A 26,152-nucleotide genomic window follows, 5' to 3' on the forward strand; every position below is an offset into this window, starting at 1 on the left:
TCCATACAAAAAAGGAAGTCCCTTCTGTAGAATTAAGTTTACGACAACCAATTCACAGAAAAGAGGACTTCCCTATGAATGATTTTACTACAGATATCTTACAAACTCTAGTCGCCAAAGGCGATTTGAATGAATTCTTTCGGTTCCACTTAGAAAAAGCCCTTAATACACTCCTTCGGATTGAATTAACAGCTTTCTTAGAGTACGACAAGTATGATCGAGTTGGATTCAACTCTGGCAATTCCAGAAACGGAAGCTATCATCGAAAGATTAAAACAGAATATGGCGAATTAACGTTGGAGATTCCTAGGAATCGCAACGGAGAGTTCAAACAACGAACATTACCAGCCTACAAGCGAACCAATGACACACTGGAGTCTACGATTATCCATCTGTTTGAAAAAGGCGTTACGATGTCTGAAATTGCTGATTTGATTGAAAAAATGTATGGTCACCATTATACCCCATAGACAGTATCGAACATGACTAAAGTGCTGATTGAAGAAGTAAATGCATTTAAAGTTAGAGCCCTAAACGATAAGTATGTCGCTATTTTCATGGATGCTACTTATATTCCTTTAAAACGTCAAACCGTCTCCAAAGAAGCAATCTATATTGCCATTGGTATACGAGAAGACGGCACTAAAGAAGTACTAAGCTATGCGATTGCTCCGACTGTGAATCGACCTACGTTTGGAATGAGCTGCTACAGGATATTTACTCCAGAGGAGTTCAAGATGTCTTGCTTTTTATTACGGATGGCTTAAAAGACATGAAAGATACGATTCACCGGATTTATCCCCATGCTAAATACCAACATTGCTGCGTTCACGTGTCCCGTAATATTGATCATAAAGTACGCGTCAAAGACCGAAAAGAAATCTGTGATGATTTTAAGGCTGTTTATCAAGCTAGTTCAAAGGAAGAAGCGAATACCTTCTTATTCAGTATGATTGAGAAGTGGCAGAAAACCTATCCTAAAGTGACGCAGTCACTCATAGAAAACCAAGATTTATTGACTTTATATGAGTTTCCGCCTGGTATCCGCCGAAGCATTTACTCAACTAATTTAATCGAATCTTTCCATAAACAAATCAAGAAATACAGCCGCAGAAAAGAGCAGTTTCAAAATGAAGAATCACTAGAGCGTTTCCTAGTATCCATCTTTGATACATACAATCAAAAATTCTTAAATAGAAGCCATAAAGGCTTCCAACAAGTGACGGATACATTAGCTTCAATGTTTACTGAGTAACCCATTATTTTGCAGAAGGACGAATTATTTACACAAAATTATTGACGCTCCCTATAAATCTAACCGGCACTATCTCATTTCTTTCAAAAAATAAATAACGTACATAAATAATGAAGAGAATTAACTTCTTGCAGAAAAATTTTTCTTAAAAGAAGTGTTTAATAAAAAATCTCAATCCATTCTTCGTACCTACATTGAAGACTCCTGTACTCTAGTTTTATTGACTACCCTATTGATTAATTGTAAAATGAAATATGGTAGAAAATTACAATAAACATACAAAAAATATACAAAATAAGATCTATATTTTTACAATATCGCTGTTTATTTAAAATGGCACGTACTAGTTTGTGTGTGTTCAAAAAGGAGGCAATATCTGTGTCACAACTAAAACATGTTCTTTCTAAACGACTTGGCTTTTTTACCTTTGCAGTGATTCTGTTTTGGTTAAAATCGTATTTAGTCTATCAAGTTGAATTTGAACTTGGTGTTGAAGGATTATTCCAAGAGTTCATCTTATTTATCAACCCCATTGCAACTACCGTATTCTTATTCTCTATCGCTCTTTACTTTACGAAGTCTAAAAAAGCGTATGGAGCATTGTTCGTTGTTTATTTCTTAACGAGTTTGCTCATCTACTCAAATGTACTTTACTACCGTGAGTTTAGTGACTTTCTAACAATTTCAACTATACTTGGTGCCGGTAAAGTATCAAACGGTATCGGCGCTAGTGCTTTTGCTTTATTGCGTCCACAAGATATTCTTTACTGGTCTGATTTCTTTCTACTGTTGTTTATGGCATACAGCAAAAAATCTCCTATCAAAATGGACCCACGTCCAATGTTGAAGCGTTATGCAGTTGCAGCAACCACTTTAGGCATGACTTTATTTGCAGCCAACTTGGCTTTAGCGGAAAGCAATCGACCGCAATTATTGGCACGTACTTTCGACCGTAATTATATTGTGAAATATTTAGGCGTCAACTTTTTTACTGCCTTTGACGGTTACCAAACGGCTCAAAACAACCAAATGAAAGCTAGCGCTGATGAATCCGATATGGAAAATGTATTGAGTTACGTTCAAGATCATCATGCTGAACCAAACACCGATTATTATGGTGTCGCTGAAGGCAAAAACGTGATTTATCTTCAATTGGAAAGCTTCCAGCAATTTTTAATCGATTATCAGTTAGAAGATGAAAATGGCGAACTTCATGAAGTCACACCTTTCATCAACAGCCTTTACGATAACCAAGACAGTTACAGTTTTGAAAATTTCTACAATCAAGTCGGACAAGGAAAAACAGCTGATTCAGAGATGTTAGTAGAAAATTCTTTATTTGGTAGTTCTCAAGGTGGAGCCTTCACCCAATACGGTACTGCGAATACTTTCCAATCCGCTTCTCAAATTTTACGTTCCGAAGCTGGATATACTTCAGCAATGTTCCATGGAAATGTAGGTTCATTCTGGAACCGTGATAACACGTACAAATCATTCGGTATTGATTACTTCTTCGATGATGAGTATTACACGTTTACTGAAGAAAACAAACTTGAGTATGGTATGAAAGATAAAATTTTCTTCCAAGAATCCATTCAATATTTAGAACAATTGCCACAACCGTTTTATTCAAAATTCATTACCGTTTCAAATCACTTCCCTTATCCTTTAGATGAGGCAAATGTTGATTTCCCTGCAGCCACAACTGGTGATAATACCATTGATAACTACTTCGTTACTGCCCATTATTTGGACCAAGCAGTGGAAGAATTCTTTAATTATCTCAAAGCTTCAGGATTATATGAAGATTCGATTATTGTCCTATACGGAGATCATTATGGTATTTCTAATGCCCGTAATGAATCTTTAGCTCCTTTGCTTGGAGAAGATCCTGAGGAATGGAACGGCTACAACAATGCAGTCATGCAAGAAGTTCCAGCTATCTTCCATGTCCCAGGTGCAGGCAATGGTGAAGTCTTTGATACCTATGGTGGACAAGTAGATATGCTCCCTACTCTTCTTCACTTGTTAGGCATTGAAACCACTGATAATGTCTTAATGGGAACAGACTTGTTCTCAGAAGAACATGATGAAACGGTTGCTTTTAGAAATGGAGACATTGTATCACCGAAATATACTGTAAATGGTTCAGTTATTTACGATACAAAAACCGGTGAACAAATTTTAGAACCTTCTCAAGAAGTACTAGATGAAGTGGAACAATTAAAAGCCAATGCCAATCAACAGTTAAGCACTTCTGACAGTATCCTGCAGAGCGATTTATTGCGTTTCTATACTCCTGAAGGATTATTGCAAGATGACATAGCTGATTATGATTATCAAAACCAACTTGAAAAGCTAAAACAAATTAACGAACAGCTCGGCGAAGAAGCAACGAGTTTGTATTCTCGAAACGGACGACAATCAACTGTTCCATTGTATGAGACCAATGCTCCTGAGTTAGCCGATAAAACTAATGATGGAATCGCGGATTATGAAACAGTTCCTGAACCAACTGAATAATCTGTCACTACAGAAGGGAACAGAACAAATAATTATTATGAGCTGGAGTGGATACTCATGTGTAAAAAAAACACTTGAGCATTCTCCCCAGTTACTTTTTTAAAGTGGACTCTTTTTGTAAGCAAATATTTGGAAATAATTGTATCTTATTCAGATTGAAAACATTTTAGGACATATGTTGCTGTTTCAATAGTAAAATAAAGGCGAGTGTTTTGAATATCTATTTAACTATTTGAAATAGACAAAAAAGGTAATTGCACAAATGCAATTACCTTTTTTAAATTACCGGGAGGTTTTGTCCTACCCTTTTTTGTTAACTTGAACTGATAAAATATATGCCACTATAAGAATGAATTAAAAGTCTTACTTATTTAATATTCTCATTGAATTTAATACCGCTATTACTGTTACCCCCACATCCGCAAATACAGCTTCCCACATAGTGGCAATTCCAAAGGCTCCTAGGACTAAGAATAAGCCTTTCACTCCAAGTGCAAAGAAAATATTTTGCCAAACAATGCGACGGGTGTTCTTAGCGACTTGCATGGCAGTGACAATTTTAGAAGGTCTGTCATCCATAAGAACTATATCTGCAGCTTCTATCGCTGCGTCTGATCCTAAACCTCCCATAGCAATCCCAATATCTGAGCGTGCTAGCACAGGCGTGTCGTTAATTCCATCCCCTACGAAAGCAACTTTTTCGTTTTTTTCTTTCCGAGATAAAATTTCTTCAAATTTTGCTACTTTATCTTGAGGAAGTAACTCGCTATAAACTTCTGTAATACCTAATTTATTCGCTACTGCTTCCCCAACTTTTTTCGAATCTCCGGTTAGCATGATAATGTTCTTGATTCCTAATTTCTTCATTTCAGCAATACTTTCAATTGCGTCATCTTTAATCGCGTCTGAAATAAGCAAATGTCCGGTGTAAACCTTATCTACAGCTAAGTAAACAACCGTTCCAATTTCTTGTACTTCCGTAAAACCAACAGAAAATTTATCCATTAGACGGGCATTTCCTGCTAACACTTCTTTTCCACCGATGGTGGCTTGAATTCCATGACCAGAAATTTCGTTATAAGCGGTAATTCTTTCTTCTTTAATATCTCTTCCATATCGCTCTTTAATGGAATCCGCAATAGGGTGAGTAGAATGAGCTTCGGCGTAAGCCGCTAATTCAAGCAGTTGCTCAGAATTGACTCCATTCTTTGGTTCAATAGTTGTTAATTCAAATTTTCCTTTTGTCAATGTACCCGTTTTGTCCATCACCACGTATTTAAGATCGTTCAGACCTTCGAGGAAATTGCTACCTTTTACTAAAATCCCTTTGCGGGAAGCAGAACCAATCCCACCAAAGAAACCAACTGGAATCGAAACGACTAAAGCACAAGGGCATGAAATGACCAAAAAGATACTTGCCCTGTATATCCATTCATTAAATGTAGCTCCTGGTATTAACAATGGAGGAACAATTGCCAATAATGCAGCAGCTATAACCACAATAGGAGTATAGTAGCGAGCAAATTTGGTAATGAATTGTTCTGTAGGTGCTTTCCGTCCGCTAGCATTTTGGACCAAATCTAAAATTTTCTTCACAGTCGACTCTGCAAAGGGCTTTTCTACAACTACTTTTAGCAAGCCGTTTTTGTTAATAAATCCGCTCAAAATAGAGTCTTCTGGCTTTACGCTCCTTGGAACGGATTCGCCTGTTAAAGCAGAAGTGTCCATCGCCGAAGTACCTTCCACTACTTTTCCATCCAAGGGTACTTTTTCGCCCGGACGAATGAGAATAAGATCTCCAATCTTAATGGTTTCAGGAGCAACTTTTTCTACGTTGTTTCCTGTGACTAAGTTGGCATAATCAGGTCGAATATCCATTAAATCCGCAATGGAGCGACGGGATTTTGAAACAGCAATATCTTGGAATAGTTCTCCGACTTGATAAAAAAGCATGACTGCCACAGCTTCGGGGTACTCTTGAATATAGAAAGCACTTAACGTTGCAATGGTCATTAGAAAATTTTCGTCGAATACTTGGCCTCGAAAAATATTTCTAATGGCACGCCCTACAACATCATAACCAGTGATCAAATAAGCCAGTATGAACAACCCAAGCGAGGCTTGTCCAGCCATAGGAAGAAACATTCCGGTCACTAATATTCCTAATCCTAGTATTAAACGAATAATGGTCACTTTAGTTTTGTTTCCAAACAGATTGACCAGAGAAGCTCTATTCGTCTGTTTGTGGCTAGTCTCATCTTTAGCAGAAATTGATTCGATAGAAGTCGAATTTTTATGAGAATCAGTTCCATTTCCAACCAATGTACCGTCCACTTTTTTTCGCAGAACGACGTCAGGTTCTAAAGTTCCTATTGTTTGTTTTACACTAGCCAATACGTCGTTTTTATTTCCACCTGCTACCTCAAAGCTCAGTGTCTCTGTCATAAAATTGACATTGCTGCTTGTAACCCCAGGAACTGTAGCAACTCCTCTTTCCACTTTGGCGGCACAGTTTGCACAATCGATTCCTTCTAATATCCATTCGTAGTTCTTTCTATCATCTTTTAAATGACTTACCTTGATTAATGGCGGGTTTATTTCAATCAACCTGCCGTCCACTTTATTTTTTAAAGTAACATCAGGCTCCAATTTTTTAACTTTTTGTTGCACATTGGATAAAACAAGATGTTCTTTTTCCTCTGTCACTTCGAAACTCAAGGTTTCTGTCATATAGTTCACACTACTATTGGCGACACCTGCAACCTTGGCGACGCCTCTTTCTACTTTGGCTGCGCAGTTTGCACAGTCGATTCCTTCTAATATCCATTCATGGGACTTTTTATTTTCACTCATCGTTTGCTTCCTTTCCTAAATAGGACCTCTACAAACCTAATATAGTTTGGATGGTTCCATTTTCTATCATAATAAAAATCCCTAATCCAATAAATACGATAGGTACAATGATTCGTTCATATTTTTCTAGCGTTTCAGAGACAAAAGAAATTTTCGCCAATTTATAACTGATATAGCAAAGAACCGCAACAGAGATAGCAAATACGATTAAAGCAGTGACAATCGCTGGAAAAGATAACGAGGTAAAGTAAGGAATATAGATTCCTAAGTTATCGCCACCAGAAGCAATCGTTATTAAGGAAACGGTCCAAAACAAACGATTCGTTCCTCTAGATCCTAACTTTTCGATGACTTCCCCTTCTTCTTCCTCCTCTTCGCCTACAAAAGCCACACGAATCCCTAAGTAAATAGGAATTAATCCCAGAAGACCAATGATCCAATCTTGAGGAATAAAATTCAGCACGTATGCTGCAAACAAACTTATGGCTACCAAGATTCCTGTTCCGAGGTATTGACCCAAAAAAATCTGACGGAGACCTTTTTTAGTATGGCTTTGAGAAAAAATAATCAGCAAGATAAATAAATAATCAATGCTCGTAGAAATGTAAACAGCGAGAGCTGAAATAATGCTTTGTAACAAGTTAATTTCCTCCAAACTAAGATTTCACAGATAAACTTTCTGACAACTTTAAAAAAGCACGAATAGCGGAAAGTACATCTTCATTTGCTAAAGAGTAATAAACCATTTTCCCGTCTTTTCGTGACTTTGTCATTCCGTGTTTTTTTAAAAAACGCAAATGGTGCGACGTTGTAGCGATACTAGCATCCAATATTGCAGCTAAATCACAGACACACATCTCCTTGTACGTCTCTAAAGCATAAAAAATCTTAATTCGAGAAGAGTCTACAAAACATTTTCCTAACACAAGTAAACTGGATAAGTCCTTATCATTTAAATTATTTTTGATAATTGCTACTTTCTCTTTATGTATAATATTCGTTGCACACACATCTGTATCCATTTAATTTCACCCCTACTCATTCAAACGACCTTTTGAATGAAGTATATCTAGTTAGATCCCCTCTTGTCAATATCCTTATTTCTAACAGTTAGTTTTTATTAATTTCAGGCAGAACTCATTAGTGGCTTGACGTTAATTGCCTTGATTCTAGCCAGAGGAACAACTTCCCGTTAGTAGCTTTTCCGGCCAAATATCTTTTAGATATCAAAACTGTGGCCCAGAAGTGGAGCAGGATAAAGCAAATTGCATAACTTAATATACAGAAGACAATTAGGAGTTCCTATAAACTGACCCCTATGAAGAGAGCTCTTAAAAGAAAGTCCTCTTCATAGGGACCAGTTTATTTAGTTGTTTCTTTATCTTTTTCTATCATTCTAAAATACGTTTTTTATATAGAAGAGTTATAACACTTGACCCCGTACCTAACTGCAGACTATATAATGAAGTAGAATTTAAAATAGGAAGGTGAGAACAGAATGGCAGACACTATACTCAAAGCAATAAATGTAAAAAAAGATTTTGTTCTTTCTAAATCTCGAAAGATTGAAGCCGTTAAAGGAATCAATTTAGAAGTTCAAGCGGGAGAAATATTTGGGTTTCTCGGACCTAATGGTGCAGGGAAAAGTACCATGATTAGTATGCTGACGACCCAGAGTAAACCAACATCTGGAGAGATATTCATTAATAATCAACAGATTTTAGAAAATCCTGCTCGGGCTCGCAAAAAAATTGGTGTCGTTGCTCAACATAATAATCTTGATAAAGGACTGACAGCACGAGAAAATCTCACTTACCATGCTAAGTATTTCGGGTTAGATGATTCCACCGCCAATCAAAGAGCAGATGAATATCTCGAAAAGTTTGGATTGAAAGATCGCCAACATGATTATGTCAAAAGTTATTCCGGTGGAATGGCACAACGTTTAAAAATTGCTCGAGCAATCATTCACCAGCCAGATATTTTATTTTTAGATGAACCGACAACAGGGTTAGACCCCGCTTACCGAGCTATTCTTTGGGAACAAATATTAACATTGAATAAAGCAGGCACGACTATCTTTCTGACAACCCATTATATGGAAGAGCCAGAACAATTATGTGACCGAATTGCTATAGTGGACAAAGGAGAAATACAGGCAATTGGAACAACTGAAGAGCTAAAAGAATTAATTCCAGCTAATAACATCATTTCCATTACATTTTCTAATTTTTCTTCTGATATTGCTAAACAAGCAAAAGAGTTACCAGAGGTCGAAAATATAGTGGTGAAAGAAAATGAATTACTACTATATATAAGGACTGCCCATCCAAATTTCAATCGAATTATGGAATGGATAAAGACATTAGATACTTCATTAGAGACAATCAGCTTGAGCAGAAGTACTTTGGAAGATGTATTTATTCATTTAACAAGCAAAGGAGGCACTGAGAATGGCAGAACAGAATAACAGACTCTCAACAAATTACTGGGTAACATTTAAAGCCATGGTGAAAAGAGATTTGGTCGTTCAGAGTCGGGATAAGTGGGAGTTCGTTTTTCGTGTGGCGATGTTGCCTTTTATGCTTATTCTATTGTACGGATATATATTACCGAGAATAGGACTTCTTCCCAGCACATTCCCGACTCAAATGTTTCCTGGGATCGTGGGAATGAGTATTCTAGTCACTGGTATACACGGAACAGCGATTCCGTTAACTATGGATTTTAATGTATCTAGGGAAATTGAAGATCGGTTAATGGCACCAGTGAATGTTGGGGTCGTTGCTTTAGCCAAAATGTGCGTAGGTATTATAGAGGCTTGGATAGGCGGATTAATTGTCTTACCTCTTTCTTTGATTTTTATGAGGAACTCCTTAGACTTGACCCTTACATTACAAGGTATCCTCATGTTGCTCCTGATCATTTTGCTTGCGTCTATCTCTTCAGCAACGCTTGGGTTACTCGTTGGGACTATAATAAAACCAAGCCAAGTTGCTGCAATGTTTCCAGGATTTTTAATTCCCTTAGTTTTTTTAGGATCTGTATTCTTTTCCTGGGACACATTAGATGTGACACCCATTATACAAATGGTCGTATTGATAAATCCGTTAGTTTATGTGAACGAGGCTCTGCGATTTGTTTTAACCCCTCAAATCCCTCATATGCCTATAGATATTAGCATTATTGGTATAGTAGTTAGCATTTTGATTATGGGATATTGGGGGAGAAAGAGATTTATTAAGATGGCGAACGGTAAGTAAAGTCGTCCATTCACATGTTAAAATAGAGACATATGAGAGTATAAAAAATTAACTGATTGGTCTTGACCTTATACCTAGGTACAGGGTGTATAAATGAAGAAGAGGGTGAGAGAGTGAATGGCTTAAAAATAAGCGAGATTGCCGAAAAGTCCCATGTCAATATTGAAACAGTGCGGTATTATGAAAAACGTCAGCTTATTCCTGAGCCTCCAAGAACCGAGGCAGGTTACCGCATTTTTTCTTTGGAAGATGTAGATCGCATCAAATTTATTAAACGCTCACAAGAGCTAGGTTTTACGCTCAATGAAATCAAGAAACTCATTTCTATTACGGATAATGAAACTCAATTTGATTCTGAAGAAGTCTTTCAGTTTGCTACCCAAAAAATTAATGAGATTGAAGCACAGATAAAAGACTTAGAAAAAATAAAAGTAGTTTTACAAGATTTATCCGCTCAATGCGCTGGAACAGGTAGTTCTCAATGCGGGTGTCCAATCATTAAGAGTTTAACAGGAGGAGATAATAATGGCTAAAAGAATAGTCGAAGTTTTCACTGCAGGTTGCTATCTATGTGACAATGCGGTTCAACAAGTAAAAGAGCAAGCATGCCAGAATTGTGAAGTCGTAATATATGATTTGAACAAAAAGTGTGAAACAAAAGAATGCGAAACGAAAGCAAAGGAATACGGAATAGAAACTATTCCAGCAGTTGCAGTGAACGACCAGTTGGCCAACTGTTGTAGCAACAGAGGGATTGACTTCGAGGTTTTGAAGAACGCAGGGTTGGGGAAAATAGATTAAATTCTTTAATCTATTTTCCGTACTAACACGAGACTGTATTTCTTTATAAAGTCTAAATACCCGTTATCAACTGCAACAAGCCGTTTAATGTTCCTTAGCTCATTCGCTATTGCTTATAATAAAAAAACCAGACAGCTAAAATATGCTGTCTGGTTTTTTTTATCTATTTCGACTTCGATTCTAACATTTTTACATAACTTTGGTAGTTCTTGTTTCCGCCAGAAAGATTATAAACTTCGTTGAAACCATGGTTTAGCAACACATTTTGTGCAGCATTGCCCGTCGTGCCTTTATTGCAGTACGTTACAGTAGGGACATTCTTATCTAGGTTTTCTAAATGGCTTCTCAAATCATATAAGCCAATGTGAACAGCTCCCTTAACATGAGATTTTTCATGATCTTTTTTCGAACGCGTATCAATTATTTGCATTTTCTCGCCATTTTCTTGACGTCTTAAAATTTCCTCTGGGGTAATCAATGGATTTCTGTGAAGCGCATTGTCCAATGCCATACCCGTGTAGAGGACTGGATCTTTCGTAGTTGCAAATGGTGGCGCATAGGCTAAATCCAGGTGGAAGAGATCTTCTGCTTTGGCTCCAAATGTAATGGCTGTTGCAAGTACATCGATTCGTTTATCTACTCCGCCTTTTCCAATCACTTGTGCACCTAAAATGCGACTCGTTTCTTTATCAGCTAAAGCTTTAATCGTTAATTCTTTCCCACCAAGATATTCAGCATGATCTGGTTTGATATTATATAGAACTTCAACTTCATAACCTTCTGCTTTGGCTTCTTTCTCTGTTAGACCTGTTTGCCCAACATGCAAATCAAAAATTCGGAAAATTCCGGTACCTAATACGCCGCGATGTTCTAGGTTTCCGCCAGTAATCACATCTCCAGCAATTCGACCCATTTTATTGGCCGTTGATCCTAATGGACGGTAGATGGGTTTTCCTGTAATCACAGAGAAGCTTTCTGCCACGTCTCCAACGGCATAAATATCTGGAAGATTGGTTTGCATTTTTTTATTCACCGCAATCGCTCTTGTAGCTCCAATTTCCACACCAATCTCTTTAGCTAGTTCAGTGTTTGGACGTATACCTGCAGACAAGATGACGATATCTGTTTCAATCGTAACCCCATTTGTAGTTGTTACTCTCTCTATTGAGGATTCTCCTTCAATGGATTTTACCGTATCATTCAGGATAAGATGAACTCCTTTTTCACGCATATGTTCTTCCACTCGGAAAGTCATATCCGCGTCCATGGGTGGCATTACTTGGTCTTCCAACTGGACGACCGTTACCTCTAATCCTTTGTGAACTAATTGTTCTGTCATTTCTAAACCGATAAATCCAGCACCAATAATCAAAGCTTTTTTAGGCTGTTTCGTTGAAAAAGCAGCAAAGTCTTGAGCGTCTTGAATATTACGCACTTGGAAGACATTATCATATTGATTTTGATTAAATGGAGGTGGCGTGAATGGTGAGGCTCCAGTGGCCAAAACTAAGACATCGTAATGGTCTTCTTTGGTTTCTCCAGAAGCTAAATCTTTTATTTCGAGTGTTTTCTGCTCGTGATTTATTTTAGTTACTTTATGTTCTGTAAAGATATCTACTTCATATCTTTTTTTGAACCATTCTGCATTACGTGGTGTTAAAGAATCGATACTTTCAACTTCCCCACCCATTTGATAAGGAATTCCGCAAACGGAATAAGAAATGTCTTTCCCTTGATCATATACTACAATTTCTGCTTCTTCTGTGTTTCTTCTTGCTTTTGCCGCTACAGATGTGCCCGCAGCCACTGATCCGATTATTACAATTCTCATATTTCCCAGCTCTTTTCTTTAAAGTAATTTCGTAACTCATGATTTTCTTTCATATCAAAAATTAGTTGCTCACTGACGTTCCTATAGGAACGTCGAGATAACTTTCGATTTCCTTATTGGAAGGATATGAATTTGTCTTAACAATCTCGTCATTCACTACAGTTATCGGCAAAACTTCCATGCCTTTTTCTTGTAGCATTTCACTGACCTTGCTATTGCGAACGAAAGAGTTCGGATTGTTGGATAAATTATAGCGTACAGCTTGAACGCCTTCTACTTTCTTTAATTCTTTAATAACGGAAGTCACTCGTATCAAATCTTTATCTATTGAAGGACCACACACTCCCGTACTACAACACATTGCTGGCTCATAAAGAATTAATTTTTTCAAATCCACTCTCTCCTTCCAGATTAGAGTCAATGATACATACACATCTTTCCGAAGGAGAAAAGACAGCTGCTGTATTCTCAATTAATTGTTCTACGCTTTCTTGATTAATGGAATAATTGTGCCAAGTTCCACTTTTTTCAGTAGTCACCAGGCCTGCCTCTACCAGTATTTTTATATGATGGGATAAAGTGGGTTGAGTAAAATCAAAATGTTCCAGCACATCACAAGCACACATTGTTCCACAAGAAAGCATATCTAATATTTTCACTCTCTTAGGGTCAGATAAAGCTTTCATCGTTCTTGCATAAGATTCATAGTCCACTTTTAGAACTCCTTTCATCCTTGTTCTACTTAATTCTTAATATAGACGATATTCTATATATACACAATATTTTTTCAAAAAAGAAAAAGCCATACATAGAAGCCTATTGTCTATGTATAGGATAATTATTATTGCTAATTTAAAATAGTTTCTATTACTGAACCTTTTACTTCTGTATGACTCCATTCAACCACCGCAAAATGATTGTCAGATAATTCTGCTACTTTATTAATCCAAGTCACTTCGCCTTGAGCACGAGCCATTAAAATTTCATTGGTCGTACCGCTCGCTAACATGCTATTGTTTAATAACCACCACGTATGTGCGATTCCTGCACGGTCTAAATCTTCTTGTAGACGCATTGATTCATAAACGGGGGTATTTTCCGGTAAAGTTACCATAACCACTTCAGTTTGTTTTGGATCTTGTAAAACTGGCAACAATCTGCGAACTGCCTCAGGCACTTCACCAGAAGTTCTTTCTACTTCTTTCGCATAGCTTTGGGAAGAATCTAATAGTAATAGCGTGTGACCAGTTGGCGCAGTGTCAATCACCACTACATCGCAGTCAGCTGTAGCCACGATTTCTGCAAATCTTCTGAAAACAGCAATTTCTTGGGTACAAGGAGAACGCAAATCTTCTTCAACATAATCTAACTCTTCAGAAGACATCGTTTCACGAGATTTAGACAACACTTCTTCTTTATAATCCGCTAGTTCTTTTTTCTCGTCGATATGGCTCATTTTAATCGAGTCCGACTCTTGTATAACAAAACCCAAATGTGCCGCAGGATCTGTTGTGGCTAAATGAACTTTTTTCCCTTTAGCGGCCAAACCTGTAGCGATAGCAGCCGCAATCGTCGTTTTACCAACGCCGCCTTTACCCATAGTGAAAATAACTTTTTTATGCGTCCAATTTAACTCATCTACAATGTGTTGCAATTTAGGGTAGGCATTTACTTCTTGCGCTTTTACTACGACATTTGCTTGATCTGATTTTAAGAGCGATCGGAGATTTTCCACACCTGTAACGTTATAAGAACGTAGTGGAACCATAAATGCTGGGAATTGTTTCAAATTTTCAGGCATATTTTTTAAAGTCAATTGTTGTTCATCATATATCTTTTGAGAAATACTATCCGTCGGTCTTTCTAATAGCCCGTTGATAATGAGTTGTTGGTTTGAAACACCAATTTCTTTTAATTCTTCTGACGCTCTATTGGCTTCAATAAGCGGTCCATTTTGTGGGCGACTCACTAACATTAAAGTTGTCTTTGCCCCATCGGCTAATGTATCTACTGCATGTTTGTACATCTCTTGTTTATCGCCTAACCCTGATAGTTGTCCCATACAGGAAACTCCAGTAGTATTTTCGTCCAAGAAACTACTCCAAGCAGAAGGAAGCTGCAACATTCTTAATGTATGTCCGGTTGGTGCTGTATCAAAAATAATGTAATCATATTTAGCTTCTACTTCTGGATTGGTCAGAAATCCTGCAAATTCATTAAAAGAAGCAATTTCTACAGTGCAAGAACCTAATAATTGTTCTTCCATATTGGCTACAGCTGATTCTGGTAGTACTCCTCTATAAGGACCTACTACACTTTCCATGTAATCATTCGCAGCAGTTACCGGATCAAAGTTGGCAACCGTTAACCCTTTGACTTCTGGAATTTCTAGACCGCTATTGGTTAATTCTTTATCAAAAACATCTTGCAAGTTGCTAGCCGGATCCGTACTAACCAACATAACGTTTTTTCCGTTATCCGCTAATGATACCGCTGTAGCACAAGCCGTAGACGTTTTTCCTACGCCGCCTTTACCAGTAAAGAAAAGATATTTTGTAAGATTTAATTGTTCTGGTTGATAATTTCTCATTTTTTTTAAATCCTCCTAACAACATCCTGAGTTGGGTCCGCAACAGCCACCAGTATCTGAATCCATTGGCACAAACTGTACTCCTGTAAAGGCTGTTATTTCTTCCATTGAAGGGTAATCGCCAACTTTAACAATTTCACCGTTTAATAAAGTGACTGGTAAAGCTTCCGCACCTTTTTCTTGTAATAGCGTGCTCAAAGACGCATTGTCAACGAATGCTTGAGGGTTGCTAGACAAGCTGTATCTTGTTGCTTGAAAACCATCTAGTGTATCTAAAGCATTAATAACTGAAGTAATTTGTAATAAATCCTCGTTTACGGATGGTCCGCATACCCCAGTAGCACAGCACATTGCTGGTTCATATATTGCTAATTCTGTCATCTTCTATTCGCTCCTTTTATATAACTAATTTAATAAGCGTACATAGATAAGTATCTATGTAAGTAATATAGACCTTCATCTATGTATAGTCAATAAAAAACAGATTTTTTGTCCGAATTCTGACTATCAGTTCATTTGATACAGGATTCTACTCAATTTTATGTATTTAAACAAGAAATAATAAAACAAACTTGCAAGTACACTTATAAATGTACTCGCAAGTTTGTTTATTGATTCCTAATGTAAAGGGGAGCGTCAATAATTTTGTGTAAATAAATCGTCCTTCTGCAAAATAATAGGTTACTCTGTAAACATTGAAGCTAATGTATCTGCCACTTGTTGGAAGCCTCTATGGCTTCTGGTTAAGAATTTTTGATTGTATGTATCAAAGATAGAGACTAGAAAACGCTCTAGTGATTCTTCATTTTGAAATTGCTCTTTTCTGCGACTGTATTTTTTGATTTGCTTATTGAAAGATTCAATCAGATTAGTTGAGTAAATGCTTCGACGGATACCAGGCGGAAACTCATAAAAAGTCAATAAATCTTGATTTTCTCTCAGTGACTGCGTCACTTTGGGATAGCTTTTCTGCCATTTTTCAATCATACTCCATAAAAAGGTATTGGCCTCTTCCTTAGAGCCAGCTTGATAAACAGCCTTAAAATCATCACAGATTTCTTTTCGATCTTTGACACGTACTTTATGAGCAATATTACGGGAAACGTGAACACAGCAATGTTGGTATTTAGCTTTAGGATAAATCTGGTGAATCGTATCTTTCATGCCTTTTAAGCCATCGGTAATAAACAGTAAGACATCATGAACTCCTCTGGAGTATATATCCTGTAGCAATTCATTCCAAATGTGTGTTGATTCAGTAGGAGCAATCGCATAACTCAGCACTTCTTTCGTTCCGTCTTCTCGAATACCAATAGCAATGTAAATAGCTTCTTTAGATACCGTTTGACGTTTTAACGGAATGTAAGTAGCGTCCATAAAAATAGCTGCATATTGTTTGTTTAATGATCTGGCTTTAAATGCATTCACTTCTTCAGTCAATACTTTCGTCATGTTCGATACTGTCTGTGGAGTATAGTGGTGACCATACATTTTTTCAATCAGATCAGCGATCTCAGACATCGTAACACCTTTTTCGAACAGATGGATAATCGTAGATTCCAACGTGTCGTTGGTCCGTTTGTAGGCTGGTAAGGTTTGTTGTTTGAACTCTCCGTTGCGATCTCTTGGAATCTCCAACGTTAATTCGCCATACTCCGTTTTGATCGTTCGATGATAGGTCCCGTTTCTGGAATTGCCAGAATTGAACCCAATTCGATCATACTTATCATACTCTAAGAAAGCTGTTAGTTCAGTCCGAAGGAGTGTATTAAGGGCTTTTTCTAAGTGTGAACGAAATAATTCATTTAAATCACCTTTAGTAACTAGAGTTTGTACAATTTCTGTAGTAAAATCATTCATAGGGAAGTCCTCTTTTCTGTGAATTGGTTGTCGTTAACTTAATTCTACAGAAGGGACTTCCTTTTTTGTATGGATTTACTCATTTACACAAAATATTTTACACTCTCATTTCGTCAGAAAAACATCAAATTATCAATGTACTTAATCTCCACTTATAATACACACTAAAAGGGGCGAAAATATAATATTTTATATACGCCGATTTTGGGTACACTCATAATCGACAAAAAAGCTGAATCAAAAAGTCGTAAACTTTTTCTGATTCAGCTTTTGCATTTAACCTAAAAAGAGTTTTATTCATTGACTCTTCTTTTTTCATGATCTCCTGTGGAGTGATTTTGAGGTTTCGTTAGTGTGTATTGATCTGAAATCTCTTCAGGAGAGGGCACATCCAATTCTTCCAGAATCTCTTGCAATGCTCCTTCCATTTCCACTTTGTCGGTCTCTCTGTTAATTAACTGCCATCTGTCTAGCATATCTTCAACTCCTTACTTTGCTGCTTTGGACAGTTTGGGCTCATCCTTATAATAGGGTACTGGCGGATAGGTATAGTACCTGCGATACATCAAAACACCCAGTGCTGCTACGAACAAAACGAGGGACAAGCCTTGTGAAACTCGTAAGAAATCGCCTATCCATAAGCTGTCTGTCCGCATGCCTTCAATAAAAAACCTTCCTGCTGAATACCAAATGACATAGCTGAGCGCCACTTCTCCTTGGCGAAGGAATTGATTCTTGTTCCGCAAAAGGAGCAACAAGGCGAAACCAACTAAACTCCATAAAGACTCATAAAGAAAAGTGGGATGGTAATAGGTTCCGTTGATATTCATTTGGTTAATGATGAATTCCGGTAAGTACAAGTTTTCTAAAAATTGTCGGGTGACTGGACTGCCATGTGCCTCTTGATTGATGAAATTTCCCCAGCGACCAATCGATTGAGCTAGGAGGACACTAGGTGCCAGTATGTCTAGTAAAAGACTTAGCGTCATTTTCTTTCTTCTTGCAAACCAGTATACTGTGAGACCACCCGCAATTAGCCCCCCATAAATGGCAATTCCACCATTCCAGATTGCGATGATTTCACTCGGATTCTGTATATAGTAGTCCCATTTGAATAAGACGTAATAAAGTCGGGCACCGATAAAGCCAATTGGTATGGCCCATAATGCCATATCTACCATGGTATCTTCTTCAAGTCCCAGTTTTTGAGCTTCCTTTGTAGCTAATGAAATGCCAATCAGCATCGCTAGAGCAATAATAATTCCGTACCAATAAATCTTTATCGGGCCAATTGAAATAGCAACTGGATCGATTACACTAAGTAAAACATTCATTCTTCAATCCCCTTCATAGCTTACATTAGTTAATTGTTTTAAATCACATAATTTAAGTTCAATTTGTGTAGTTATTTGTTTACAGACAATAAACCCTCATTTATATTGTCAAACACATTGTCAAAATCCCCTTCACCATTGATAACGTAAAGCAGATTTCGCTCCTTGTAGAAGTGAATAAGTGATTCCATTAATTCCTTATTAATGTGTAGCCTATTTTCAATCACTTCTGGTTTGTCATCCAGTCGAATTTTTTCGCTTTTTGCTTCGATTTGGGAATTTCCTTGTTTTTCTTTTGAACGAAGATTCCCTCGTTGCGCTAACCGATGTCTTAACGTATCCTGACTTACATCTAAAAAGAAAACAGCGTCTAAATTCTGTTTCTGACTTTGTAGGTAAGCTTCGAGCATTTTTGCTTGCTGTAGGGTACGTGGGTAACCATCCAGAACAAAGCCATTTTCAACATCTTTTGCTTGTAAGCGACTCTTAACCAATGAGTTTATCCACTCATCTGGAACTAGCTCTCCTTTATTCATATATTCCTGCACTCTGAGTCCGAATGTATCTTTCTCCTTGGCTGCTTCTCGTAACATTTCACCAGTTGAAATAGCCGTCAGGTGGTACTTCTCTGCGATTCTTTTAGCTTGAGTGCCTTTCCCAGCGCCGGGTAACCCTAAAAGGACCAGCCTCATAATTTTTCCTCCTTATAAACTAAAAAAGGAAGAGATGATTTTTTAAATTATTCCATCTCTTCCTTTCCTGTGAAACTATTGTATTTTTACACGATAAGGTCATTCAATTATTTCATGTGCCAAATGACTGTTTATTTTGGCTCTAATTTCAATGTCATAGCATTGATGGCAACAATAACGGTCGATAAGGACATGAGGACGGCGCCGAAGGCCGGACCCAAGGTAATGCCGATAGGAGCAAGGAGGCCAGCAGCAATTGGAATCGCGATAAAATTGTAGCCTGCTCCCCATACCAAGTTTTGGTTCATTTTACGTGTCGTCTTGTGTGCTAACTCGATAAAGGCTTCAATATCCCCTGGATTAGACTGAGTAAGGATAATATCCGCAGAATCCAAAGCTACTTGCGTTCCAGCTCCGATTGCAATACCTATGTCTGCCAAGGCAAGGGAAGGTGCGTCATTGACCCCGTCTCCCACCATGATAACTGTCTTGTTTTGGTTTTTCATGGACTCGACCAGCTTGTACTTATCTTCTGGAGTTTGATTGGCTCTATATTGAATCCCTAGAATTTCTGCAACTCCTTGTGCAGCTTCCTCGTTATCACCAGTAGCCATGAGTGGTTCAATTCCGTAATTTTTCAGCGCCTCGATCAAGTTTCTGCTGGTTTCTTTCAATTCATCTCCCAATGCGACAGCGCCGATTGCTTCATTGTTTTCTACAAGGATACTTAAAGTAGCGCCTTTCGGAGTATCCATACGCAATGCTTTTCCGTATGCCTTTTGGCTGATTAATTGATAGTGGTGGCCGTTCGCCTCCCCTTCTATTCCTGCTCCCGAAACGATTTCAATGGAGTCAAAGGAAACTGACTTAATGCCTTTCGCTTCAGCGTGGTTCACAATCGATTGGGCAATCGGGTGACTGGAGCCCGCCTCTATACCCGCCAACAAGCCTGTAATTTCTTCTTCAGAATATTTATCACTCAAAACAGTGACGTCCAACACTTTAAATTCACCAGTTGTTAAAGTACCTGTTTTATCCAATACCATAACATCCGCTTTAGTAGTTAATTCCAAAGCTTCTCTATTTTTAACCAGTAATCCTCGGCTTGCACCCAAACTAGTACTACGTGATACTACCAAGGGAATAGCAAGACCCAAAGCGTGTGGGCAGGCAATAACTAACGCAGTCACAGTAAAGATAACGGCTGTGGGTAGGTCCGCAATGATCATCCAGGCTATTAGAGCGATTAAAGCTGCTACAACGGCAATGTAGAACAACCAGCTAGCGACTTTTTGAGCCATGTTCTCTGCTCGAGAAGGTTGGCTTTGTGCTTGGCTAATTAATGATTGTACTTGTGAGATAAAGGACTTATCCCCTGTTTCTGTTACTTCTACATATAGGACACCACTACCATTTGTTGATCCACCAATGACTTGATCTTTAACATTCTTTTCGATTGGCTTAGATTCACCTGTTAAGAGGGCCTCGTTTACACGGGATTCTCCGCGAATAATGATACCATCAGCTGGAACATTTTCTCCTGCTTGAACACGGATAACATCTCCAACCTGAAGTTCAGACACAGGACGAGTCTCAATCGAATCGTCTTCTAAAACAACATGAGCGTCTTTTGGCACTAATTTTGCTAGAGCTTTTTGCGCATCCCCTGCTTCACCCAATGCCTTCATTTCAATCCAGTGTCCTAATAACATGATTAAAATTAACGTTGCAAACTCAAAGAAGAAGTCCATGACATGTTCTCCGGTCACATATCGAGCGGCCACTGCGTAAACACTATAGGCATAAGAAACCGTTATTCCCAAAGTAATCAAGGACATCATGCCTGGAGCTTTTGAATTAAACTCATCTTTCGCACCCATGTAGAATGGTTTTCCGCCATAAATGTATAGAATTGTTGCCAATACAGCTGCTACAACGTCTGCATAAGGAAAGATAATTTGGAAAGGCAACTGAATATCCATCAAAGGAGTAATGAGTAAGATTGCAATTCCTAATGGGAGTGACTTCAAGAAAATCTCCTTAAAGCTACCGTGATGGTGGTGGGCATGCCCTCCCATTGCGCCATGATCCATTTCACTGTGATCCATCGCACTATGATTCATCTTGCTGTGATCCATCTGACTATGATCCATCTTGCTGTGATCCATCTGACTATGATCCATCTTGCTGTGATCCATCTTGCTGTGATCCATCTGACTATGGTCCATTTCATTATGGTCGTGTTTTGAGTGATCCATGTCGCCGTGATTATGATGACTATGTGACGAATGTTTTTTGTTATTCCTCATTTTTAATTCCTCCTTATTATATTAGAGACTGATTTTAAAGTTTTAGAACTTTCTCATCTAACACTGCATATAATTCTCATGAAAAGGGTTCTATACTTTATCTCTATCTACTATCTATGAATAAATGGTATTCGTACTTTATGCACTTAATACTGAATAGTTAGTTTCTGCTAAAGCAGCATTGAGCGTTTCGGTATCAATCTCTGTTTGACTTTCAAGTACTGCTTTTTTAGTCGCTAAATCAACCTCTACAGATTCAACCCCTTCAATAGCTGAAAATCTTTCTTGTACCGTGTTCGCACAACCTGCACATTTTACGCCATCTAATAAGACTTCTTTTTTCATTATTTTATTCCCCTTTTTTTTTTTTTATCTTCTCCTATTATATAGAATAGGAAGAAGTTTAAATCCCAGATAAGCTACGTGTTTTCTAAACAACTGCTGGTTTGAATCGTCTTAACCGTAAAGCATTGAGCAAGACCGACACCGAACTGAAACTCATTGCGACTGCCGCAAAAATCGGGCTCATCAGCGGGCCGCCGAAAATATACAAGAGACCCATTGCAACTGGAATACCTACAAGGTTGTAAGCAAAAGCCCAGAACAAGTTTTGTTTAATGTTTCGTAGCGTTGTATGACTTAAATCAATCGCAGTCAATACAGCCGTTAAATCGTTACGCATTAGGACAATATCAGCTGATTCTATCGCCACGTCCGTACCTGACCCAACTGCAATTCCGACATCTGCTTGAGCTAATGCGGGTGCATCGTTAATGCCGTCTCCAACCATCGCTACCTTCTTGCCTGCCTCTTGTAGTTTTTTGACTTCCTCTGCTTTATCTTCAGGTAATACTTCACTTAATACACTGTCTATACCCACTTGCTTAGCAATCGCTTTGGCTGTACGTTTGTTATCTCCAGTAATCATGATTACTTCAACACCGCGTCTTCTAAGTTCTTTAACAGCCTTCATACTATTTTCCTTGAGTGTGTCAGCTACTGCGATAATTCCAGCTAGTTCTCCATCAACAGAGAGATACATCGGTGTTTTTCCTTCGTCTGCTAAACGATCGGATTCTTTTTCCATGCTTGATAAATCAATCTTTTGCTCTAGCATCAGTTTACGGTTTCCAATGTACATATCTTTGCCCTCAATTTCAACTCGAATCCCGTGTCCAGGAATCGCTTCAAAATGATCTGGTTTAGCTAATGTCATGTTCTCTTCTTTTGATTTCTGTACGATGGCTTCGCCTAATGGGTGTTCAGAACCTGTTTCACCGGAAGCTGCATAATATAAAAGATTTTCTTTAGTAATAAGAGGAGTTACCAAAATATCCGTCACGATAGGTTTACCTTCTGTCAGTGTCCCTGTTTTATCAAATACAATCGTGTCTAAATTATGAGTGGTTTCTAACGCCTCACCACTTTTTATCAAGACACCATGTTCTGCCCCTTTTCCGGTTCCAACCATAATACTTGTTGGAGTCGCCAAACCTAAGGCACATGGACAAGCAATGACAAGGGTTGTTATGATAACGGATAAAGCAAATATACCAGATTGACCTGCAATTAACCAAGCAATACCTGCTAAAACGGCTAATGCTATAACAATCGGTACGAAATATCCGGTAATGATATCGGCCATTCGAGCAATGGGTGCTTTAGACCCTTGAGCATCTTCTACTAATTTTATGATTTGAGATAGAGTTGTATCACTTCCCACTCGAGTCGCGCGGTAATCAATGGAACCATTTTTATTGATACTAGCCCCAATAACCTCGTCTCCACTTTTCTTTTCCACGGGGATACTTTCTCCTGTCAGCATTGATTCATCGACTGAAGTGCGTCCCTCAACAACAACACCATCTACAGGCATACTTTCTCCCGGACGAACTCGAATAACATCTCCTAAAGCGACTTCGTCCACAGTAATCTCTTGTTCCACACCATTACGTATTACTCGAGCTGTTTTAGGAGCCAAGTTAACTAATTTTTCAATAGCTGAGGACATTTGCCCCTTTGAGCGTTCTTCTAAAAATAGCCCTAATGTATGGAGCGCCAAGATAACTCCAGTTACTTCATAATAAAGTAAATCGGAAAAGTTGCCGTAACCCAGGCCTGTCCCGATTGTCGCAGCAAGGCTGTAAACAAATGCAGACGCCGTACCAAGCGCAATCAGGGAATCCATATTTGGGTGACCTTTAAATAAACTTTTAAATCCCTTCTGGAAATATTCCCAGCTTACTACCATTATCGGCAAAGTCAGAATAAGTTGTAAAAGAGAAAAATTAAATGCATTTATCATTGGGTCAACGATATTTGGTAGAGGCATACCTACCATATGACCCATGGATATAATTAATACAGGGATTGTAAATATAATGGATATCCCAAAACGATTTAAAAGTTGCTTCATTCTTTTTTCTTTTTTCTCACGCTTCTCTGCTCGTGAATTATCTTGAGTATCCGTAGTCTCTAATACGGCTGCATAACCACTATTGGATACAGCACCAGTCACATCAGATACTGAAATTGCCGACGGGTTATAGGAAACTTGCATTTTTTCTGTCGCTAAATTGACGGAAGCTTTATCTACGCCCGACAACTTTCCGACGGCTTTTTCAATTGTCTGTGCACAGGATGCGCAGGTCATACCTTCAATTGCAAAGGTTTGCGTCTTTCCCTCTTGGGCAATCAGTTCATACCCTGAATTATCCACCGCTTTTTGTAGATTTTCTACCGAAAAAGTTGGTTCATCGTACTCAATACTTAACTTCTCTGTTGCTAGGTTTACGGAAGCCTGTGTGACCCCACGAACCTTTTTTGCTGCTTTTTCTACTGTCTGTGCACAAGACGCACAGGTCATACCTTCTATGGCAAATGATTTATTCTCCAATTTTTTCGCTCCTTATTCTCCATGATGATGTAAATGGCAATCGCATTGCCCTTCTGCACACTGACAATCAACTTCTTCTACTGCGAAAGCTTTTTTCATCTCTAATATTTCTTCTAGCCGTTGGATATCATCGAAACTTAAAGTATGATCCTTAATGATACTCTCTATTACATTCCCGACATTCTTTCGACAAATACGATCGAAAATATCGTTTGTAAAATTTCTTACCGCTTCTTTCTCTTCGATATTTGCCGAATAAATATATTTTCTACCTTCTTGTTCTGTATTCAGTACGCCTTTTTCCACGAGTCGACCTAAGAGCGTTTTGGTTGTCGCTTGTTTCCAGTCCATTTTCTCTCCCAATGTAGAAATGACTTCTTTACTAGTCACTTGGGTATTCGCCCAGACTACACGCATGACTTCCCATTCAGCATCGGTTATATGAAGGTCTACAGCTATAGTACTCATATTCTCTCCCTCTTTCGTTTTCGCGCGTAAACATTAATGTTAAATAGAGTTTACACTAGTAAACGATTATTGTCAAGAGTTTATGTAAATGAATAATTTGTGATGTATTATTTTTTATAACTTTTTAACTTTCGTTTCGATGCGACACGCCTGACGAAAATATGGATTGTGTTTTAGTTCATTAATTAGGGATTGGTTCGTCGGACACTTCTCTTTTAAAAAAACACCGAAAATAAGCTTTTTCAGAATGTCGGCGGATAGACATCCCACTGTACGGGTTTTCTATCCCCCGATTTCATTTTGATTACAAATTTGAGCCTAACAGGCTCAAGGGGTCACAGCATCGCAAATTATTCATCTACAAACTATTTCAGCTTTAAACACAAAAAAAGCAAGGTGAGAGCCCTGCCTTTTTGCGTCTTTATCGGACTATAATTGTATGAGTAGCTCATTGGGGAGTACCATCTTAAAATCTAGGAGAATGATATGCTACTCTCTGTCTATACTATAATTCGAATGTAAGTTCTGGTATATGAATATTGGAAGTTTTTTTGCAAAGATTTAGTTTTTTACAACAGAAGCTTCATAAATAGAATCCACTGCTTCTTTTAGTTTTGCATCAAAGTCTGCATCACTTTGATTAACAGATAAGTCCTGCGTAAGCGCCCGTGAAAAACTTGCTATAACATTGTCATTTTGACTAAGTATTTCGTTCGCTTCGTCTCTTTCATAACCACCTGATAAAGCAACAACACGTAAAACTTGTGAATGATCGGCTAATTCTTGATATAAATTAGCTTTCGTTGGGATAGTTAATTTCAACATCACATAATCATCAGTAGCTAATGCATCTAAATGGTTTTTAATGGATTGGTTTAAATATTCCTCGATTTGTTCTTTATCTTCAGAATGAATATTCACTTCAGGTTCAACGATAGGAACTAAGCCAGCATCAATTATTTCTTGAGCAACTTGAAACTGCTGGGTGACTACATCATCGATGCCTTTTTCATTATATGAAAGAATGTTTGAACGCATTTTTGTACCAAACATATTTTGTTCTTTTGCTTGTTTAAGTAAATTATTAAGTCCTGGAATTGGCTTCATTAATTGTACACCATGTTCTTCATCTGCAAGTCCTTGATCTATTTTAATAAACGGAACAATTCCTTTATCGCTTAAATAATCTCCAGCATACTGACCTTCTATCCTATTATTCATCGTATGTTCAAATAAAATCGCGCCAATAATTTTATCCGGAGTAAAAGATGGAGATGTGATGATTCGTGCACGCATTTTGTGAACAAGATCAAACATTTCATCGTCATTTGAATACTGGTCTTCACTGACCCCATAATCATTCAGAGCTTTTGGTGTACTACCACCGCTTTGATCAAGTGCCGCGATAAAGCCGTCTTTATTCTTTATAGTATCAAAATGTTCTTGATTCATTGATAAATTCTCCTCCATAGATTTT

The 26,152-nt window shown here is 38.0% G+C and carries 22 protein-coding genes and 1 pseudogene; 6 read left to right on the forward strand and 17 right to left on the reverse strand.

The genetic code is table 11. The features are described from left to right. Positions 1 to 74 precede the first annotated feature (74 nt). Both LMF32_RS04215 and LMF32_RS04220 read left to right on the forward strand, forming a co-directional pair. Positions 75 to 1,255, forward strand: a pseudogene (locus tag LMF32_RS04215) (IS256 family transposase). A 378-nt stretch (positions 1,256 to 1,633) separates the two neighbouring features. Continuing rightward, entirely contained in the window at positions 1,634 to 3,778 is a 2,145-nt protein-coding gene (locus LMF32_RS04220) for an LTA synthase family protein (protein ID WP_230523971.1), read from the forward strand. 363 nt (positions 3,779 to 4,141) lie between these two features. Here LMF32_RS04220 and LMF32_RS04225 read toward each other — a convergent pair whose 3' ends face one another. Genes LMF32_RS04225 through LMF32_RS04240 form a run of 3 tightly spaced genes read right to left on the reverse strand, consistent with a single transcriptional unit; the run spans position 4,142 to position 7,653 of the window. Beyond that, positions 4,142 to 6,631 (reverse strand): heavy metal translocating P-type ATPase, encoded by a 2,490-nt coding sequence (locus LMF32_RS04225; RefSeq protein ID WP_278046260.1) that lies wholly within the window; start codon positions 6,629 to 6,631, stop codon positions 4,142 to 4,144. A gap of 28 nt (positions 6,632 to 6,659) precedes the next feature. Next, a complete protein-coding gene (locus tag LMF32_RS04235; protein WP_072695128.1) occupies positions 6,660 to 7,271 on the reverse strand; it encodes a CadD family cadmium resistance transporter in 612 nt (203 codons plus the stop codon). Between the two features lie 16 nt (positions 7,272 to 7,287). Beyond that, positions 7,288 to 7,653 (reverse strand): metalloregulator ArsR/SmtB family transcription factor, encoded by a 366-nt coding sequence (locus LMF32_RS04240; protein WP_072695129.1) that lies wholly within the window; start codon positions 7,651 to 7,653, stop codon positions 7,288 to 7,290. 476 nt (positions 7,654 to 8,129) lie between these two features. Between LMF32_RS04240 and LMF32_RS04245 the strand changes: the two genes are divergently transcribed. The 4 genes from LMF32_RS04245 to LMF32_RS04260 all read left to right on the forward strand — a co-directional run bounded on the left by LMF32_RS04245 (position 8,130) and on the right by LMF32_RS04260 (position 10,695). Then, complete coding sequence (locus LMF32_RS04245; RefSeq protein WP_188204686.1) at positions 8,130 to 9,101, forward strand: ATP-binding cassette domain-containing protein; 972 nt, start codon at positions 8,130 to 8,132, stop codon at positions 9,099 to 9,101. Beyond that, a complete protein-coding gene (locus LMF32_RS04250; protein WP_230523972.1) occupies positions 9,085 to 9,894 on the forward strand; it encodes an ABC transporter permease in 810 nt (269 codons plus the stop codon). The genes LMF32_RS04245 and LMF32_RS04250 overlap by 17 nt, the downstream gene beginning before the upstream one ends. Positions 9,895 to 10,007: 113 nt before the next feature. Beyond that, a complete protein-coding gene (locus LMF32_RS04255; protein ID WP_072695132.1) occupies positions 10,008 to 10,427 on the forward strand; it encodes a MerR family transcriptional regulator in 420 nt (139 codons plus the stop codon). Next, on the forward strand, positions 10,420 to 10,695 hold the full coding sequence (locus LMF32_RS04260) for a glutaredoxin (RefSeq protein ID WP_188204688.1): 276 nt from the start codon (positions 10,420 to 10,422) through the stop codon (positions 10,693 to 10,695). Before LMF32_RS04255 ends, LMF32_RS04260 begins: the two co-directional genes overlap by 8 nt. A 163-nt stretch (positions 10,696 to 10,858) precedes the next feature. Here LMF32_RS04260 and LMF32_RS04265 read toward each other — a convergent pair whose 3' ends face one another. From LMF32_RS04265 to LMF32_RS04330, 14 genes are all read right to left on the reverse strand, one after another. After that, on the reverse strand, positions 10,859 to 12,526 hold the full coding sequence (locus LMF32_RS04265) for an FAD-dependent oxidoreductase (RefSeq protein WP_072695134.1): 1,668 nt from the start codon (positions 12,524 to 12,526) through the stop codon (positions 10,859 to 10,861). 61 nt (positions 12,527 to 12,587) lie between these two features. Beyond that, the gene (arsD, locus tag LMF32_RS04270) at positions 12,588 to 12,917 is read right to left on the reverse strand and encodes an arsenite efflux transporter metallochaperone ArsD (protein WP_072695135.1); all 330 of its coding nucleotides are present in this window, start codon (positions 12,915 to 12,917) and stop codon (positions 12,588 to 12,590) included. Then, the gene (locus LMF32_RS04275) at positions 12,895 to 13,239 is read right to left on the reverse strand and encodes a metalloregulator ArsR/SmtB family transcription factor (RefSeq protein WP_072695136.1); all 345 of its coding nucleotides are present in this window, start codon (positions 13,237 to 13,239) and stop codon (positions 12,895 to 12,897) included. Before LMF32_RS04275 ends, arsD (LMF32_RS04270) begins: the two co-directional genes overlap by 23 nt. Positions 13,240 to 13,373: 134 nt before the next feature. Next, on the reverse strand, positions 13,374 to 15,116 hold the full coding sequence (gene arsA, locus LMF32_RS04280) for an arsenical pump-driving ATPase (RefSeq protein WP_188204689.1): 1,743 nt from the start codon (positions 15,114 to 15,116) through the stop codon (positions 13,374 to 13,376). A gap of 15 nt (positions 15,117 to 15,131) precedes the next feature. Further along, positions 15,132 to 15,497, reverse strand: coding sequence for an arsenite efflux transporter metallochaperone ArsD (arsD, locus tag LMF32_RS04285; RefSeq protein WP_072695138.1), 366 nt, complete (start codon positions 15,495 to 15,497; stop codon positions 15,132 to 15,134). Between the two features lie 300 nt (positions 15,498 to 15,797). Beyond that, a complete protein-coding gene (locus tag LMF32_RS04290; RefSeq protein ID WP_230523973.1) occupies positions 15,798 to 16,976 on the reverse strand; it encodes an IS256 family transposase in 1,179 nt (392 codons plus the stop codon). Between the two features lie 293 nt (positions 16,977 to 17,269). Continuing rightward, a complete protein-coding gene (locus LMF32_RS04295; RefSeq protein ID WP_002405058.1) occupies positions 17,270 to 17,452 on the reverse strand; it encodes a hypothetical protein in 183 nt (60 codons plus the stop codon). 12 nt (positions 17,453 to 17,464) lie between these two features. Further along, positions 17,465 to 18,310 carry a prolipoprotein diacylglyceryl transferase gene (gene lgt, locus LMF32_RS04300; protein ID WP_230523974.1) on the reverse strand — a complete coding sequence of 282 codons (846 nt, stop codon included), beginning with the start codon at positions 18,308 to 18,310 and terminating at the stop codon, positions 17,465 to 17,467. 71 nt (positions 18,311 to 18,381) lie between these two features. Beyond that, positions 18,382 to 19,002 (reverse strand): adenylate kinase, encoded by a 621-nt coding sequence (locus LMF32_RS04305; RefSeq protein ID WP_188204692.1) that lies wholly within the window; start codon positions 19,000 to 19,002, stop codon positions 18,382 to 18,384. A gap of 131 nt (positions 19,003 to 19,133) precedes the next feature. Further along, on the reverse strand, positions 19,134 to 21,311 hold the full coding sequence (locus tag LMF32_RS04310; RefSeq protein WP_230523975.1) for a copper-translocating P-type ATPase: 2,178 nt from the start codon (positions 21,309 to 21,311) through the stop codon (positions 19,134 to 19,136). Positions 21,312 to 21,449: 138 nt separating this feature from the next. Then, positions 21,450 to 21,656, reverse strand: coding sequence for a copper chaperone TcrZ (gene tcrZ / locus LMF32_RS04315; RefSeq protein ID WP_002294571.1), 207 nt, complete (start codon positions 21,654 to 21,656; stop codon positions 21,450 to 21,452). Positions 21,657 to 21,741: 85 nt separating this feature from the next. After that, positions 21,742 to 24,207 (reverse strand): heavy metal translocating P-type ATPase, encoded by a 2,466-nt coding sequence (locus LMF32_RS04320; protein ID WP_230523976.1) that lies wholly within the window; start codon positions 24,205 to 24,207, stop codon positions 21,742 to 21,744. A gap of 12 nt (positions 24,208 to 24,219) precedes the next feature. Beyond that, the gene (locus LMF32_RS04325; RefSeq protein WP_230523977.1) at positions 24,220 to 24,675 is read right to left on the reverse strand and encodes a CopY/TcrY family copper transport repressor; all 456 of its coding nucleotides are present in this window, start codon (positions 24,673 to 24,675) and stop codon (positions 24,220 to 24,222) included. A gap of 561 nt (positions 24,676 to 25,236) precedes the next feature. Further along, positions 25,237 to 26,127, reverse strand: a complete 891-nt coding sequence (locus LMF32_RS04330; RefSeq protein ID WP_230523978.1) for a fructose bisphosphate aldolase — start codon at positions 26,125 to 26,127, stop codon at positions 25,237 to 25,239. Positions 26,128 to 26,152 lie beyond the last annotated feature (25 nt).

It is taken from the genome of Desemzia sp. C1 (assembly GCF_020882875.1).
Classification (GTDB): domain Bacteria; phylum Bacillota; class Bacilli; order Lactobacillales; family Carnobacteriaceae; genus Desemzia; species Desemzia incerta.